Annotated in this window: 12 protein-coding genes and 2 pseudogenes; 6 read left to right on the top strand and 8 right to left on the bottom strand. The window is 63.0% G+C overall.

Going from position 1 to position 14784, the window contains the following annotated elements:
- Window positions 1–61 precede the first annotated feature (61 nt).
- Window positions 62–1358, top strand: a pseudogene (locus SPYCW_RS11810) (IS110 family transposase).
- Window positions 1359–1567: 209 nt separating this feature from the next.
- Here SPYCW_RS11810 and SPYCW_RS11815 read toward each other — a convergent pair.
- A pseudogene (locus SPYCW_RS11815) lies at window positions 1568–2400 on the bottom strand (IS3 family transposase); the annotation flags it as partial.
- 238 nt (window positions 2401–2638) lie between these two features.
- On the opposite strand from SPYCW_RS11815, the gene SPYCW_RS19015 reads away from it, so the two are divergent.
- Window positions 2639–3139: a DNA -binding domain-containing protein gene (locus SPYCW_RS19015; RefSeq protein ID WP_168707799.1), complete on the top strand. Its 501-nt coding sequence runs from the start codon at window positions 2639–2641 to the stop codon at window positions 3137–3139.
- Between the two features lie 69 nt (window positions 3140–3208).
- Here SPYCW_RS19015 and SPYCW_RS11825 read toward each other — a convergent pair whose 3' ends face one another.
- The 4 genes from SPYCW_RS11825 to SPYCW_RS11840 all read right to left on the bottom strand — a co-directional run bounded on the left by SPYCW_RS11825 (window position 3209) and on the right by SPYCW_RS11840 (window position 9094).
- On the bottom strand, window positions 3209–3688 hold the full coding sequence (locus SPYCW_RS11825; RefSeq protein ID WP_331852362.1) for a lytic transglycosylase domain-containing protein: 480 nt from the start codon (window positions 3686–3688) through the stop codon (window positions 3209–3211).
- Between the two features lie 80 nt (window positions 3689–3768).
- Window positions 3769–6714, bottom strand: coding sequence for a MobF family relaxase (gene mobF, locus SPYCW_RS11830; protein WP_062900429.1), 2946 nt, complete (start codon window positions 6712–6714; stop codon window positions 3769–3771).
- A complete protein-coding gene (locus SPYCW_RS11835) occupies window positions 6711–8774 on the bottom strand; it encodes a type IV secretion system DNA-binding domain-containing protein (RefSeq protein ID WP_058804223.1) in 2064 nt (687 codons plus the stop codon). Before SPYCW_RS11835 ends, mobF begins: the two co-directional genes overlap by 4 nt.
- Window positions 8771–9094 (bottom strand): ribbon-helix-helix protein, CopG family, encoded by a 324-nt coding sequence (locus tag SPYCW_RS11840; RefSeq protein ID WP_058804222.1) that lies wholly within the window; start codon window positions 9092–9094, stop codon window positions 8771–8773. Before SPYCW_RS11840 ends, SPYCW_RS11835 begins: the two co-directional genes overlap by 4 nt.
- A 202-nt stretch (window positions 9095–9296) precedes the next feature.
- On the opposite strand from SPYCW_RS11840, the gene SPYCW_RS11845 reads away from it, so the two are divergent.
- The 3 genes from SPYCW_RS11845 to SPYCW_RS11855 all read left to right on the top strand — a co-directional run bounded on the left by SPYCW_RS11845 (window position 9297) and on the right by SPYCW_RS11855 (window position 11459).
- A complete protein-coding gene (locus SPYCW_RS11845; RefSeq protein ID WP_120216963.1) occupies window positions 9297–9887 on the top strand; it encodes a hypothetical protein in 591 nt (196 codons plus the stop codon).
- A gap of 123 nt (window positions 9888–10010) precedes the next feature.
- Window positions 10011–10961, top strand: a complete 951-nt coding sequence (locus SPYCW_RS11850) for a nucleotidyl transferase AbiEii/AbiGii toxin family protein (RefSeq protein WP_232014687.1) — start codon at window positions 10011–10013, stop codon at window positions 10959–10961.
- A gap of 255 nt (window positions 10962–11216) precedes the next feature.
- A complete protein-coding gene (locus SPYCW_RS11855) occupies window positions 11217–11459 on the top strand; it encodes a hypothetical protein (protein WP_062902938.1) in 243 nt (80 codons plus the stop codon).
- Window positions 11460–11645: 186 nt separating this feature from the next.
- On the opposite strand, the gene SPYCW_RS11860 is transcribed toward SPYCW_RS11855, so the two are convergent.
- Window positions 11646–12614, bottom strand: coding sequence for an SLOG family protein (locus tag SPYCW_RS11860; RefSeq protein WP_062900430.1), 969 nt, complete (start codon window positions 12612–12614; stop codon window positions 11646–11648).
- A gap of 429 nt (window positions 12615–13043) precedes the next feature.
- On the opposite strand from SPYCW_RS11860, the gene SPYCW_RS11865 reads away from it, so the two are divergent.
- Window positions 13044–13472, top strand: coding sequence for an SRPBCC domain-containing protein (locus tag SPYCW_RS11865; protein WP_095385848.1), 429 nt, complete (start codon window positions 13044–13046; stop codon window positions 13470–13472).
- Between the two features lie 45 nt (window positions 13473–13517).
- Here SPYCW_RS11865 and SPYCW_RS11870 read toward each other — a convergent pair whose 3' ends face one another.
- Together SPYCW_RS11870 and SPYCW_RS11875 are read right to left on the bottom strand one after the other, a co-directional pair.
- On the bottom strand, window positions 13518–13754 hold the full coding sequence (locus SPYCW_RS11870) for a DUF6117 family protein (protein WP_062900432.1): 237 nt from the start codon (window positions 13752–13754) through the stop codon (window positions 13518–13520).
- A gap of 5 nt (window positions 13755–13759) precedes the next feature.
- The gene (locus SPYCW_RS11875; RefSeq protein ID WP_062900433.1) at window positions 13760–14770 is read right to left on the bottom strand and encodes an SLOG family protein; all 1011 of its coding nucleotides are present in this window, start codon (window positions 14768–14770) and stop codon (window positions 13760–13762) included.
- Between the last annotated feature and the right edge of the window lie 14 nt (window positions 14771–14784).

Here is a 14784-nt window from a genome sequence, read left to right on the forward strand (position 1 = left end):
GACCAGCCAGCAGGTCTCTAAAGAGATGTTGTCGACACAACCCTTTGGAGGCTGACCGATCATGACCAAGTTTCATTCTACTCCACCCGACGCCGTGCTGGTAGCTATCGATATGTCCAAGCATCGCCAGGAGGTTCTTCTCGAACGACCGGAGGGCGGCCGCCGGCGCCGCATGACCGTAATGGCGACGAAGGCGGACTATGACCGGCTGGCGGACGATCTGACGACCATCGGTAGGCCCGTGATCGTCGGCTTTGAAGCAACCGGCAACTATCACCGCACGTTGGCGCATCGATTGCTGTCCGCCGGGTGCGAACTGCGCCTGATTTCGTCGGTCGCCTTGGCCCGGACACGCGAAGCGCTGCACAATGGCTGGGACAAGAATGATTCCAAGGACGCGCAAGTCATCCTGCACATGCTGAAGATCGGCGCGACCCAGCGCTATGTCGATCCGCTGGCGGCAGGGATCAACGATCTGCAGGAGATGTCGAAGACGCATGAAGCCATATCGAAGGCGAAGACCCAGACCTGGCATCGGATCCTCACGCATTATCTGCCAATGTATTTTCCGGAGATCGAGCGTTTCGCCGGCAACAGCCGGTCCGACTGGTTCCTGGCGTTGATCGAACGCTTCCCGACGCCGGGCAGCATCACCTCGATCGGACGCGAGGCGTTCACCGAACAGGCCTGGCCGCTGATCGGTCGCAAGGTCTCCAAGGCCCAGGTGGTCAACGATATTTACGAGACCGCCTGTGCATCGATCGCGCTGCCGATCGACGAAGATTCCACGGCGGTCACAATGTTCCGCATGGTCATCTCCCAGGCGCGCACCCTGATTCAGCAGCGTAACGAGATCGAGCGGATCGCCCATGACGCGCTGGCGATGAACAGCGATTATCAGCTCCTGCGCATGATCCCCGGTATCGGTCCGATCAACGCCCTGACGATCCTGGTCGAGGCCGGCGATCTACGCCGGTTCAGCCACCATCGCCAGTTCCTCAAGTTCTGCGGCCTCGACCTCGCTACCTACCAGTCAGGGATATTCCGTGGCCGGACGAAGCTATCAAAGTACGGCAATGCCCGGCTACGACGCACCTTCTGGATGGCAACGCAGGTCGCGATCCGACAACCCAACAACAGCTTCCGTGACAAGCTCTCCCGCTATGTCGATGGCCATGCCGACGACCCCGATCGTCGCCGCAAGGCGATGACCGCTCTCACCGCCAAGATGGCGCGCGTCGTGCACGCCGTCATCAAGACGGGAACCGAGTACCGCCCGTTCGTCGAACGGGCGGACACCAGATGGAAGGACCCCTCTCTGCTGTGCCGTGAGGGCGCTACGGCGACCCTGTAGATAATGTTCGGGCCTTCCATCTGGCATGCGTATCTCATCTTAAGGACGGTGAGGACCACGATCCCGATGATCGATGGATCCTATGTTTGCTATGGCCGAGAGCGCCTTCCTTGACGATGGAAGCCATCTGGATCATAAAATCATCAGCGCCGATCACATTCGGCGCAACGAGATCTGCTGGCCTGTTCCCGCCGCTGCTTCCCAACATAGGACGTTGTCCGACCGGATATGCGCCGGCGGCCCACGCGTGACGAACAGCTCGGCCAGTGCCGCGAGCACGTCGTCGCTCTTGAGCTTACGCGCCACCGGCAACGCCAGGCACTCCCGGCTCGCCTCGTCGATGATCGACAGGATCCGGTATTTGCGACCATCGTGCGTCCGGCCCTCGACGAAGTCGTAGGACCAGACATGGCCGGGATATTCTGGCCGCAGCCGGATGCACGATCCGTCGTTCAGCCACAGACGCCCGCGCTTCGGCTGCCTTTGTGGCACCTTCAGCCCTTCGCGGCGCCAGATACGCTCAACCCGCTTGCGGTTCACATGCCACCCCGCATCGCGTAGCAACGCCGTCACCCGGCGATAGCCATAACGACCATATTGCCGGGCCAGTGCGATGATATCCTCAGTGAGGGCCGCTTCGTCATCCGCCCCGCGTGGCGCCTTGCGCTGCGTCGATCGGTGCTGCCCGAGCACGCGGCACAGCCGCCGCTCGGACACCGGCATCATCATTCTGATGTGGTCGATACAGCGCCTGCGGCGTGCGGGGCTCAGAAGTTTCCCCGGGCAGCCTCCTGCAGGATCAGCTTGTCCAGCGTCAGGTCCGAGATCGCACGACGAAGCCGCGCATTCTCCTTCTCCAGATCCTTCATCCGACGCGCCTGATCGGTCTTCAGGCCGCCATATTCCTTGCGCCACCGATAATAGGTCTGCTCGCTGATCGCGATCCGACGACACGCCTCGGCGGTCGTAGCGCCCTGCGCAAGCACAACCTCCGCCTCACGTAGCTTGCCGATAATCTCTTCCGGGCGATGCTTCTTGCTCGGCATTCTATATCTCCTTCGTCGTCCAAAATATCATCAATTTTGGACCACTCAGAAGGGGGCAGATCAGGAATGGCTACGGCGGAACGGATTCTATCGCAGCCTTTGGAGCGCGCGTGATACACTGCCGTCAGACGCGCCCAAATGTGTTGGCCTCGTCGCATGGGTCGATCCGGCTCTCGCATCTCCCGTGGCGCGACCGATCTGGAGCACAAAACTGGACCCGAAGGTTGTGAGGAGTCACTTGACCGGCCGGCGAGCGGCTTCGAGTGACCTGTTCGATATTCGGGACTTCGCGTCATTCGTCTCGGTTGAAATTGATGCGAGCCAGACGGAACATTGGCTATTCAGTGACGGGCACTGGATCGTCAGGCTGGACGTGCATGGCGGTTCGCTACTCGGCGGCCCGGCAAGACTTGAATATCAATTGAGTGGCGTACGATCGGCAAAACCAAAACTGGAAGCACTACGACAGTTGCTCGCCCTGTTTGAAAATGGCCGCTTACCAAGGTCAATGATTCCCCGCGAACAGCGGGCTGCAAGGTGGATAATGGAACTTCGTATCGGCGATGCAATACTTGCCGGCGCCAGCGAACAAGAGATCGCGAGGGAATTGTTCCCAGATGCAATCGCGCCCAAGCGCTGGCGCCGAGAAAATTCGTCTCATCGCCTGAGGGTGCAACGGCTGGTTCGGACAGCCCGAAGTCGTCTTTCCGATCCGCTGGGAGGGCCATGGTTCGAATAATTTGTCGCAAATAGCCGGTGCCTGGGGGCAATTTGCGGGCTGCACACATGTCATCGCTATCTTGCGCGCTCACCATATTTGGCTGCCGAATCTTCTGCGTAGATGCTGCGAGACGCTCGCCGCGTAGCGCAGTTGCCTCCAACCCGTCGGGCTATGATAGACGCCGATCGCCTTCCAATAATCGCCGGCCGCCGCGAGCCCCGACAGGAATATCCAGCGCGCCGCCTCCGCATTGAAACAGGCATCGTTCTGGAGCCAATGCCGAACATGGGTTTCGGGCCGCCCCACGAGCGTCGCAATTTTGGGCACCCACCAGCTGTTGATTTGCAACGGCCCCAGATCATGAGTGCCATTGCTGTTGACGACAGCGGCGCCGATCCAGCCGCCTTCCTGATCGCGCAGACCCCAAAGCGTGCGTTCGAGCCACGGCTTGCCATGGGCGGCGCTGCGGATGCAGCGAGCGATCTCAGCATCGCCCGTCGCGACTGGCGCGCGAGCCATTGCCGGCAGTGAGATGCCGAATGCCAAGGTGAAGATGGCCGCCGTCACCCCAAACCGCAAACCTTGCGAAGCGCGGACCCCGATAGGCGCGCTGGCGAGTTCGGCTGTCCGTGGAAACGGGAATATGTTCATCGATCATGTCCTTGCTGTCGGGAATGCGGTTGCTCTGCGGGCTCGGGATCAGTCGGTGCTTGCGCGCGCTGGCTCTTCGTCGAGCCAGCGAGAATGCCGTTCAGATAGGAATCGAGCTTCGACATGCCGTCTCTCGCGCGGCCCGCGAGCATTTCCGCAAGCGATGGCGGACGCAGAACCTCGTTCCATTCGCGCTCGCGCTCGGCCCTTCGCTCGGCGCGATCCGCACGCGTGCTCAGCATCAGCTCGCGCGCCCGGTCGAGACTTTCAGCGAGCCGGGCGCCGCGGATGTGGTGGCTGTCGCGCCAGAGACGTCCCAAGCCTTCGAGCGAGGACGTCTTTTCGCCAGAATGCTTCTCGAGCTTCTGCACGAGGCGATCACGGTCCTCGGTCCAGAGTTTCACGCCGTAACGAGCACGAGTGATGGCGGTGTAGTAATTCTGGCCATTGACGAGGCCCGATCCGACCGGGGCAAGGACATAGACGCGGTCATAGGTCTTCGACTGCGCCGAATAGACAGTTTCGGCGTAGCCATAATCCCAGGTGCGATGAACGGAGAGGTCGATCTTCTGCGGCTCGACGCTCCGGTCCCAGCGAATAGTCGCGATCGTCCCGTCTAGACGCTCGATCGTCCCGCGCTCCGCATTTTTGAGGCCGAGCTCCCTGGTCGCAAGCCGCCACTGAATGCGATCGCCCGCGGCGATGTCGCGTTTGTCCTCGACGAACACATTGACTTGCGACGCGCGGCCGAGACGGGGATTCCAGAGGATCGTCCCACCCTTCTCGTCGACAAGCCGCACGAGCTGGCGTCCGCGAGCATCGCGTGCGATACCGTCGACACGATATTCGGCGCCGGCGGCGATACCGAGCCCGGCATTGTCGCGGGCGAAGGTCACGACCTGGCCACCCGAATAAAACCGGGCAAAATGCTTCTCCTGGTCGGTCATACCGGAGGGCGAAAGAATATCGATGCGCGCGTCTTCGGCGGCAACGGCCCCTTCCCGCTTCAGAACTTCGCGGATCTGCGTGTTGACGATCAGCCTGGTCGCGTTGTCGAGAACCAAGATATTGGTCTTGTCGCGGTTCTCGGGTTTGAGCCGCGTCCATTCCGCGACGAGGTTAGCCGCAAGTTTGTCCGCGCCCTCGCCGCTGACGATCTTGTCGAGCGATTGGAGTGACGCGGCATAATCCCCGCTGCGCGCGCTCGCCACCGCGGCCTTCATCGACTGGGTTTGCTGTCGGACCGCCTCCGTCAGTTCAGCCGTCGGCAGGCCCAGCTTCTGCATCAGCCAGAATGGTTTGCCCTGCTCGATCGCCCCGGTCTGCTTGTTGTCGCCGAGAAGAAGAACGCGCGCACCGGTGTCGTGGCTGATCTGCAATATCCGCTGCGCTTGTCGGCTACCGAGTTGGCCAGCCTCGTCGACGACCAGGACATGACGGTCGGTAATATCATGCCCGCCGCCGCCTAGGAGCGCGGCGACGGTACGAGAGTCGATACCCGCGTCCTGGCCGAGTTTCGCGGTCGCCGATGAGGTCGGCGCCAATCCGATGAAGGTCCAGCCCGGATCGGCCGCGGCCTTCAACTGCTTGATGAGAGTCGATTTGCCCGAGCCGGCGACGCCGTGAACACCCATGACGCGGTCACTGGATATCGCGATTTCGGCGAGCACCTGTCGCTGGTCATCATTGAGAATGCTCCCGCGCAGCGACGTGTCGATCCGTTCCCGCGACGCAAGCGGAACCCCATCGCCAAGGCTTAGCGAGATATGCGTCGATAGCGCGATCTCGAGCCGCGCGGCGCGGCGCGAGGTTCTGCCGCGCGTAAGGACTTGGTCACCGGTGGGCTCTCTCGTCTTTAGCAGCTTGAGCCGTGCTTCATGCTCCTCGAAGAGGGGGCGAATGTCTCGGAACCGAACATCGCCCACATGCGACGCGAGCCCGGTGCGGATGAGCCGACCAAGGTTATTGACCGCTTCGCGTGTCTCCGACTGGCGAAGCCCGAACAGCGCAGCGCGGCGCACGGTTGCAGTATCGGCGTCCAGATGCTTCTCCTCTCGCGCATCGGCGGCGTCGCGGACAGCTTCGAGCGCGGGAATGTGAGCCTTCGATCGCTCTGCCCATTGGGCATGGAGCGTGTCGAGATCGACTTTCTGCTTGGGGGGCCGGGTCGCGAAGAAAGAAATCGATCGCTCGGCCTGGCCCTGGAAACCATGTTCCTTCGCGTGCGCATTGATCTGCTCGGCCCGGCGCGACGTCGCATCGATCAGCTCCTTGGGGACACCCCGAATCTCGAACAACCCCCGGCGCGGGTCGAACTCGATCTCGTAACCAATCCCCCTGAGGTCATGGGCGAGGTCGTTGCGATAGATCTGGCCGGCGACCATCTGCTCGGCGAACATGGCGCGGGATTCGAGGCTCACCATCTGCTCGTCACCGGCATGGCGGGTCATGTTGAGGATGACGACATGGGTATGGAGGTGCGGATCGAGCTCGCGCGAGGCATGTTCGGTAAAACGCGCATAGAGAAGCTGGCCCGTCGTCTCGTGGGTAATCTTGCCGTCCATGCGCCGACGGAGTTCGGCATGCTCCTCGATCCAGGCGATGGCCGTCCCGACCGCGCGCTCATGCGCGGCGATGATCCTTTCATCGCCCGTCACCAGTGCCATGATCGACACCGACTTCGGGGCTTTGACGGCAAAGTCCCACCCCGGATGATGCTGAACTTCGCCATTCCGGATACGCCCGAGTTGCTGCCCATCGACCTTGCCGGCGAGCAGCGCCTCGAACGCCTTGCGGTCGACCGGCCCCGAAAGACCGAGGTCGGCCGCAAGCTTCCCGCCCCACTCCGAGGGCTCATCCCCACCCTTGGTGTAATAATCGCCGATCGTATAATAGCGGGCGATATTGCCGGGTTTGCCTCCAAGGCGGCGCGGATGGATCATGCAGGCTTCGCGGGCCGGCGGCGACCGCCCGGACGACCGTGCTGCCGTAGGGTGCGATCCCAGTGCGGGGCGATGATTTCGAGGGGCGTGGCCGGATTATCGGGCGAACCATCGGCGGGCGCGTCCCGGTCGGTTGGCGCCTCCCCATTCGTGTCTTCAGGCGCGGGATCGGACGCGCCCATCGGGAGATCGAGCTTCAGCTCGGGCGCATTCGCATTCGCTTCGCGCTTCCCGGACCGTTTGCGCGCTGGCGCACCGTTCTTCGCCGGTTTCGCCGATGACGGGGCAGCCTCTACCGAACCTGATGGTGACGGCGGCGCGGGCAGAGGCGCGATGCGATGCGGAAGTCGACGGCGTTCGGTAAATGCCTCTCCAATGGATGGCAGGTCGTTGTATCGATCCGCAAAGCGAACGACGGGCAGGTCGCGACCGAACCGCAGATAGCCCGACAGGTTCGGGAGGTTCGTGACCTCGGTGTGCATCACAAGAGGTCGCGTCACCTGGATGCGCGAGAGATTGACCCCGTCGCGCATGTCGTTGACGCCGTAGCTCATCCCCTCGTTCGCCTCGACCTGCTCGACCTGTCCCAAATTCTCGCTGACGTGCTTGGCGGTGGGGGTATCGTTCGCCCGGAGCGCGACCCAGGTCGAGCAATAGCCGGTGATCGCCGCGGCATCCTGGATGCCGTATGTCGCCTCGAGCTGCGGATAAGACTGGAACCCGAGGATGCCGCAGCCGCCATATTTGCGGGCGCGTGCGAGAAAGTCCGAAAGCGATGGCAGTTTCTGGAGCGAGGGTAGCTCGTCGATCACGCAATAGAGGCGGCGCTGCTGATCGGGTTTCAGGCTCATGATCGCGCTGATCGCGATATCGAGCCAGACCGTGATGAGGGGGCGGAGCGAGGGAAGCTGGTCGGCCTTCACGGTGACGAACAGCCAGCTGTCGTCCCCCTCGGTCGCCACCCAGTCGCGGATCGAAAGCCCGTCGTCGGTATCATCGAGATAGGCGAAGCTGCGCATCACCGACGCGAGCTCAGCCTGGACGCCCGCCGACGTGCGTTCGCCCTCCATCGAGATAAACGCCGCCGCATCGGTCCCTGCGGCGAAGGCGGACAAATCCTTCAGCGAGGAGCGGACGATGGTGTGAAGGAGGATCGATATATAGGTGCGTCCCTGCGCTGCGAGCTTGCGCAGCACGGCGACCAGAGTACCGCGCGCGGCCTTAGGCCAGAAAGGATCGCCATGCTTGTCGGGGATCGTCGATTCCGCGATCTGGTCATAATGATAATCGTGCGGAACATCGACCCAGGGCGACCAGATGGCCGACCGTTCGTCGAGGGGGTTGAGCAGGATGTCCTTCCCCTCGCGGTAGAATTTCTCGACGAAGGTGCCGGCGGTGTCGTAAACGATCGCCCGCTTGCCCTTGGCGCGGATGCCCTCGAGCATCTTGACGATCATGTTGGTCTTGCCCGTGCCGGGAGCGCCGCAGATCAGAACATGCTCGGTTTCAAAAGCGTTCGGGACGTTGATGCCCCCGATCGCGAAGCTGCCCTTCGCTTCGCCGCGAAGCGCGCGTCGTACCTGACGGACTGTCCCGAAGTGGGCCCCGCGCAGATATTCATTGGAACCGAGCCCCTTCCCTGTCCGGGTAAAATAGAACCAGGCGAAGACAAGTGCTGCGAGCGCGAACACCCCGGACAGGATCGCCCCGCCGATGAGATCGCTCTCGAGCTTTTCGAGCGCCTGCTTCGCGATCACAGAATCGACCAGCCAGTCGGCCGACGTCCAATATTCGCGGCCATCCGGGGTGCGGAACAGGACCGGGTCGTTCGTCCCCGGCGCGGCGTCGGCCTTGAAGTTTGCCTCAATGAGCTTGGTAAGGACGAAGCGCTGATAGGCATCCGATTTTTCGAAGGCGTACCAGATGGCGCCGATGACCCAGATGCTGAGCCCGGCGAGGGTGGTCTGGAAGAAGACCTGGGTGGTCATCCGGACATTGTGGACGATGGCCTGGCCGCCGCGCGTCCAGCTGCCGAGCGTGTCGTTGCGGAAGATGCTCATGACGACGCGCCTCCCCCCAGAGCGGGAAGGTCGCCAGCGGTGATCAGTCCCCGGTCGAGGAGTAGCCGCTTTGTATCTTCCATCCCCTTTGCGAGCGATTTGGGCGCGCGCGCGCCGACGTCGGACGCGAGGATCGCGAGCACTTGGATGACGGTCGAATGAAGTTCGTCGAAGCGGGCATGGAAGCCAAAGGGGTCGGCGCCGTTCAGCTGTTCGAGGGCGTCACGAACGAAGGCCGCGGTAGAGGCGCCTGCCGCATCCGCATCGGCCGCGAGCCGGTCGTATAGATCGTCGGGAAGACGAATAGTCAGTCTTGCCATGGCAAGCTCCTGGTCTGGAGCTTCGGCAAGTGAGGACGCGTAGCCCCTCTTATATAGCGAAACCGGCTCTGACAGGCAAATCGATGAAGGATATTTCGAGGTTCTGGCCTGTCGCAATCATCTCGATCCAGCTACGGTCGGCTTGAAAAACGGTTCAAACAAAACTATCTGAATGCCGTAAGCGTCGTATTTTGGTGAAGCCATGCCGAGCCTGTCGAAACAGATTCTGGATTATGTCCCCGAGGGGAAAGTCGTCGATCGCGCGCAGATTGCGCTCGACGCCGATTATGATTCCATTGGCCGCGTGCTGCGCAAGCTGGTCGACGATGGTAAACTCGTGCGTGTCGGTCGCGGCCGTTACCGCAGGCGGGCACGCGGCTCGACTATGTCCTCGAACTCGATCGCCGATCGTGTTGCGCGACGCGTGGCTCGTTCAAAGCGCAATTTCTTCCTGCGCCGGGATTTCGAGACGTTTGGCAGCTATGATGCCGTTGGGCGCGCCCTGCGGAGGGTCACCGAGGAGGGCCGCCTCGTCCAGATCGGCTACGGGCTCTATGCGCGCGCCGAACGCTCGCCGGTGACCGGCAAGCCCGCCCCCGTCGTCGGGATCAAGCGGCTCGCGACCGAGGCCCTCAAGCGGCTGGGGAAAACGGTCTCCGATTCCGGCCAGACAAGAGATTATAACAGCGGCCGAACGAACCAAGTCCCCACCGGGCGAACGATTGCCGTCAAGAACCGTGTCCGCCGCCGGATCGGCTATGATGGCGCCTATGTCATTCTCGAACGCGCCTGACGCAAGAACGCTCGGGCGCGTCGCAGGTGCGCTGCGCGTCGACGAAGCGTTCGTCGAGAAAGACTGGTATGTCGTCCAGGCCATTCAGGTCCTTCTCAACTGGCCACGCCCGACCTTACGCCAGTGTTTTCAGGGGGAACGTCGCTCCTAAAAGCGCACGGGCTGATTCAGAGATTTTCAGAGGAGTTAGATTTCAAGCTCATCCTCTCGGACGCATTCTTGGAAAAGTCTCCGGGGCAAAAACGTAGTGCGTTGAGCGCCTTCAAGAACGGACTCGCCGATGCCTGGGCGGCAGCGGGATTCGTCATAACCGGGGTCGAAGCCGGAAGTGGCAACGGGTTCATCCAGATCGACATGGACTATCCAACGATCCTCGATGGGCATGACGCGCTCCGCCCCCATATCCAGGCCGAGATATCCGCCAAGCCCACGCCGCTTGCGACCGGCGAACGGCCGCTGGCATCTTTCGTCCATCAGTATCGTGGATTGGAACCCGAGATCACCGCGATTGCGTGCGTCGATCCGGTCGAGACAGCCGCCGACAAGCTGAGCGCCTTCTGCTGGCGGGTGCTCACCCGCGACCGCGAGAGGGTCGGTGATGACCCGACGATCGTGCGTCATCTTCACGATCTCGCGGCGCTCGAAGCGACCGCTTCCGCAAACGCGCAGTTCCCTGCCCTGGCTGAAGAGACGATTATGGCCGATTCGCATCGCGGTGGCGGCGCACTGGAAGGCATGCTCCCTGCGCAACGCATGGCGGCCCTGGTGGAGCACCTGCAATCAGACACGCTCTATGCGGATGAATATGCCCGCTTCGTAGGCGGAATGGCCTTTGCCACTGAACAGAAATTCCCACATTTCCGGAAGCCGTCGGGGCGCTGGAGCGGCTTTGCAGGCCGGTACCGGCCAAATAGAGTCGGTACCGGCGTTTTTCCATGTGGCAGCTGCGGCAGCCAAAAGATGCCAAATGAAATCAGAAGCTTGCACCCAATGGCTGCCAAACGCGGCCGCAACCGGCAGCCGCGGCTGCCAGATGACGCCATCTTGGTCGAGCCAGGATATCCACATAACTAGCTGAATTAGAATGAGGAACAGATCCGCAGCACCCGTGCGTAGGGTGCATTACAAACGCCAACGGCGTGCGTCCGCCCACCGCAGCGACGTGTCGCTGCGACACCTCGTGCCGGAAGGCGCGGGGGTTCCCCCCGCCGGGGGGGATTTCTTCATCTGCCGGCGGCACGCCGGCCAGGATAATTGACGTTTGATCATGGAGCATTCCTTCGGATAGAATTGGAAGCTGGCGGGCAGACCATTTGAAGGATGATGGTTATGCCCAAGAAGAGTGAACGTGAACGCCTCGCCGATCTCGAAGCGCGTCAGCGCAAGGTCGCCGAGGACGTGGAGAATGCCCGCCGCGCCCTGCGCGGCCGCTATGCGTCGATCATCGGCGAGCTTGCCGTCGAGGAACTGACCGAACGCGAATTTCGAGAGCTTGTAGGCCTTGCTATCCGGTCCGGCGGCGAAGCGGCGGTGGGGGCACTCAAATCCCTGCCGATACGTCCCGCCAAGTAACGCTATCCCGAAGGGATGCCCCTGCGACGAGCACGGCGAAGCCGCGCGCAGGAGGCCGATGGCATCGCCATCGCATCGCCCGCGCGACGGACCCCGCCAGGGGTCCACGAGCGCGGGCGACCTTCCCTTACACCAAAAAGAAAAGGGACGGCCCGGCACTCCGGACCGTCCCTTTGCGCCGCCCGATCAGGCGGCGAGACGCTGGTCGATAAGGCGGAAGAAATGCGCGGGCACGCCCTTCGCGCGGACCAGCCGGGCGAGATGTGACTGAAGCCCCGAGCCTTCGCAGACCAGGGCTTCCACCGGGTTCAGTCCGAGCAGTTGCTCATTGCGCATAAACCCCGCGCGTTGCCCGAACTTGCTGCTGAGGGTGAAAGCGACGAGCGGTGTTGCGGTCCGGGCCGCCCATGCAGCGGCAATGGCATCGCACCCCTTGGACTGCGCGGTCGTCGCCAGCACCATCGCCGGGATGCGCACCTTGATCTGGTCGAGCCGCTCGGTCAGCAGGGCGTGATCTTCCCATTGCTGCCCGCCCGAGAAGATCACCACGGGCCCCTGCGGGGCGTGGGCGTCGATCCGGCGCTGACGCCGCGCGGCGAGGAAATCGGTCGCCGCCACCACCGCGGCGGTGCGCTTGCTCGACACCAGCGACCCCCGGGGTGCCGCCCATGGGCGTCCGGTTTCGGCGGCGAAGGTCTGGGCGGCATAGTCGCGCATGCAGGCCACCGCGTCGCGCGCCTCGTCGAGAGAATGGCAGAAGGTCTGCGCCTCCTCCAGCTCGGCGGTCAGGATCTCGCTGCCGTCGGCGTCGCGGACGAGATCCTTGACCTTCAGCGCGGCCTTGTCGGCTTCGGCATCGAGCTGGTCCGCGACCTTGTGGAAGCTGTGGACGATGCCCCAAGCAATGCGGTCGGCGATCCCTTCGAGGCGGGTGTCGCGGAACAGATCGAAGAAGGTGCGGACCGCCATTTCCGTAGCGAGCTCCGCCGCGTGGGGGAGCGGCATGTCGGCGTCGGTCGGCTCGTCGGCATAGCCCATCCGGAAGCCGCCCGTGGTTTCGGTGAAGGCGTTTTCGAAGGCGGGCGACACGGTTTCCGCGGCGATGAGGTCAGCGATTTCTTGGTCGGTGCGAGTGGTTTGTGTATGCTTCGTCATGAGAACCTCCTTGAAAAAGAGGTCTCCTTCCCTGCACGGGCTCTGAGCGACGGGGTCAAGGATCGGGCGCAGCCCGACCGCGCAGCGGCGATGGGGGTCACGATTTTCTTTGGCGGCCACCGGCACCCGATGGGCTACGCCGCGCCCGCCGCGCCGAAGAAAATGGTGGGGCCCCGTCGTCCTTGAGGCCGGCGCTGCCCCCGTGCCACACTAAAAAGAGTTGAGAGAGAAGAAGAGGCTTGCGAAGCGGGGGCTCGATGCCCCCGATTCGCAAATGGTTGCATCAAACGCGATTATTTGCGGAAGGTCTCCGCCAGACCGGGAGGTGCGCCGCAACGGTGCTGGTCAGCCCTTCGAAGGGGAAGCGAGAGAGGATGAAGATAGTTGGACGCGTGTGAGCAGACCGAACGGGTGGACAGCGCATCGCGGATGATCCTCGCCACGCCGCGGCAGTTGTTCCGTACCTATTTTGACGCCGAGAAGATGAAGAGTTGGCGGGTGCCCGATGGCGCGACGGGCACCTATTCGGTGCTTGAACCGCAGCCCGGTGGGCGTTTCTGCCTAAATCTCCTCTATTCCGATCGGGCGGAGATCGACGGGCCTGAAGCCGCAATCGAAATCATCACCGGCACATTCACCGAGTTCCTACCCGACGAGCGTGTGGTCGAAGCGATTCGCTACACGAACGCCGACGCGGCTTATTCCGGCATGATGACGTTGACCCTCACGATCGAGCCAGCGAAAGTCGGCTCCAAAGTCTCGCTCCACGCGACCGGCATGCCCCCGGCGCTGGAGGTCACCGCCCATCGCGCGACACTTGCCGCAGCGCTACGGCGGCTGGCGCTGCTGACCGAATGAACGAGGAAGGCGGCCGCCTCGCAAGAAAGGCGACCGCTCATTTTCTTAACGTCGTTCGAAGGCTTCTCCGGTCGGCGGCATATAGGCCTCGAACGGATTGCCGTCATGCAAATGTCCGAACGGCGTCATGACATAGCTCGAACCCTCGCGCCCCACCGCGCAGATGACATAACGGGGCTCGCCCGACGCCGCATCGGTACATTCCATCAGGGCGAGGTCGCCTTTTTCCGCCGCACGGCGGAGCGTCGCGAAGTTCCGCCGATAAGCCTCAGGAATCGCCATCGCCGTCACGCCGTCAGGCGGAGGCCGGGGCCCCGCTGTGCCGCCGGGCGCGAAACGTCATCCGGCTTCTTGAAGGCATGAATCGGCACCCCGGCCTTGCGGAGGAGCTGGTAAAGATTGGCCTGAAGCCCCGACCCCTCGCAGAGCAAAGCCTCGACTGGCTTCAGCTCGGCGAGCTTGCGGTTGCGGTTGAAGGCGGTTTTCCGCCCCGAGCCATAAAGGCCATAGGCAACGAGTGGCACGCTGTTCTCGGGACGCGCCGCCCATGCGGCGGCGATCGCGTCGGCGCCCTTGCGCTGGCCGGTCGTCACTAGCGTCATATGCGGCACGCGGGCCTTGATCTGGTCGAGCCGCGCCCACAGCGGTTCCCAGTCGGCCCAGACGGCGGGACCCGAGAAGACGACGATCGGGCCTTGCGGGAGGGTCCGTTCGCGCGCGGCGAGCGCCCGCTCGCGCAGAAAATCTTGCGCCGCGATCTGGCTCGCCATCGAGACGGACGACGCCCGGGTTCCCTTCGCCGGCGACCATGGCCAGCCGGTGAGCGCGCGATACATTTCGGCGGCATAATCGCGCATGCATTCGATGGCGTCGCGCTGTTCCGCGAGCGAGCGGCAGAGGAGCTGCTTCTCCTCCAGGCTCGTCGCATAGACTTCGCTGAGGTCCGGCGTGCGCGCGAGATCACCGAGTTCCTGCGCAATTGAATCTTCGCGGCGCGCAAGCTTTCCGGCCGTGAAATGGAATGAATTGACGAAGCCCCATGCGATGTCCGGAGCGAACGCTTCGAGGCGCGTGTCGGTGAAGAGGTCGAAGATCGCGGCGATCACGCCGCCGCATTCGGCCTGCGCGGCGAAAGGCTCGGGCATGTCGAGATCGCTCGGCTCGTCCCCGGCGGAGACGATCGAGAGCGGGATTGGGTCGCCGAAGGCGGCCTGAAATTCAGGCGTGGCGATGGCCTCGGCGTATAGCTGTTTCAGGTCGGCGAAGCGGTCGACGGACGCGGGGTTGGCGTTGGTCATGATGGGCCTCCAGT

Source organism: Sphingopyxis sp. EG6 (assembly GCF_003609815.1).
GTDB lineage: Bacteria > Pseudomonadota > Alphaproteobacteria > Sphingomonadales > Sphingomonadaceae > Sphingopyxis.

Bases quoted from the DNA above. Each gene is read 5' to 3' on its own strand.
- mobF (WP_062900429.1), bottom strand. From the start codon at position 6,714: ATGATCCATCCGCGCCGCCTTGGAGGCAAACCCGGCAATATCGCCCGC.
- SPYCW_RS11835 (WP_058804223.1), bottom strand. From the start codon at position 8,774: ATGAGCATCTTCCGCAACGACACGCTCGGCAGCTGGACGCGCGGCGGC.
- SPYCW_RS11840 (WP_058804222.1), bottom strand. From the start codon at position 9,094: ATGGCAAGACTGACTATTCGTCTTCCCGACGATCTATACGACCGGCTC.
- SPYCW_RS11845 (WP_120216963.1), top strand. From the start codon at position 9,297: ATGCCGAGCCTGTCGAAACAGATTCTGGATTATGTCCCCGAGGGGAAA.
- SPYCW_RS11855 (WP_062902938.1), top strand. From the start codon at position 11,217: ATGCCCAAGAAGAGTGAACGTGAACGCCTCGCCGATCTCGAAGCGCGT.
- SPYCW_RS11860 (WP_062900430.1), bottom strand. From the start codon at position 12,614: ATGACGAAGCATACACAAACCACTCGCACCGACCAAGAAATCGCTGAC.
- SPYCW_RS11865 (WP_095385848.1), top strand. From the start codon at position 13,044: ATGATCCTCGCCACGCCGCGGCAGTTGTTCCGTACCTATTTTGACGCC.
- SPYCW_RS11870 (WP_062900432.1), bottom strand. From the start codon at position 13,754: ATGGCGATTCCTGAGGCTTATCGGCGGAACTTCGCGACGCTCCGCCGT.
- SPYCW_RS11875 (WP_062900433.1), bottom strand. From the start codon at position 14,770: ATGACCAACGCCAACCCCGCGTCCGTCGACCGCTTCGCCGACCTGAAA.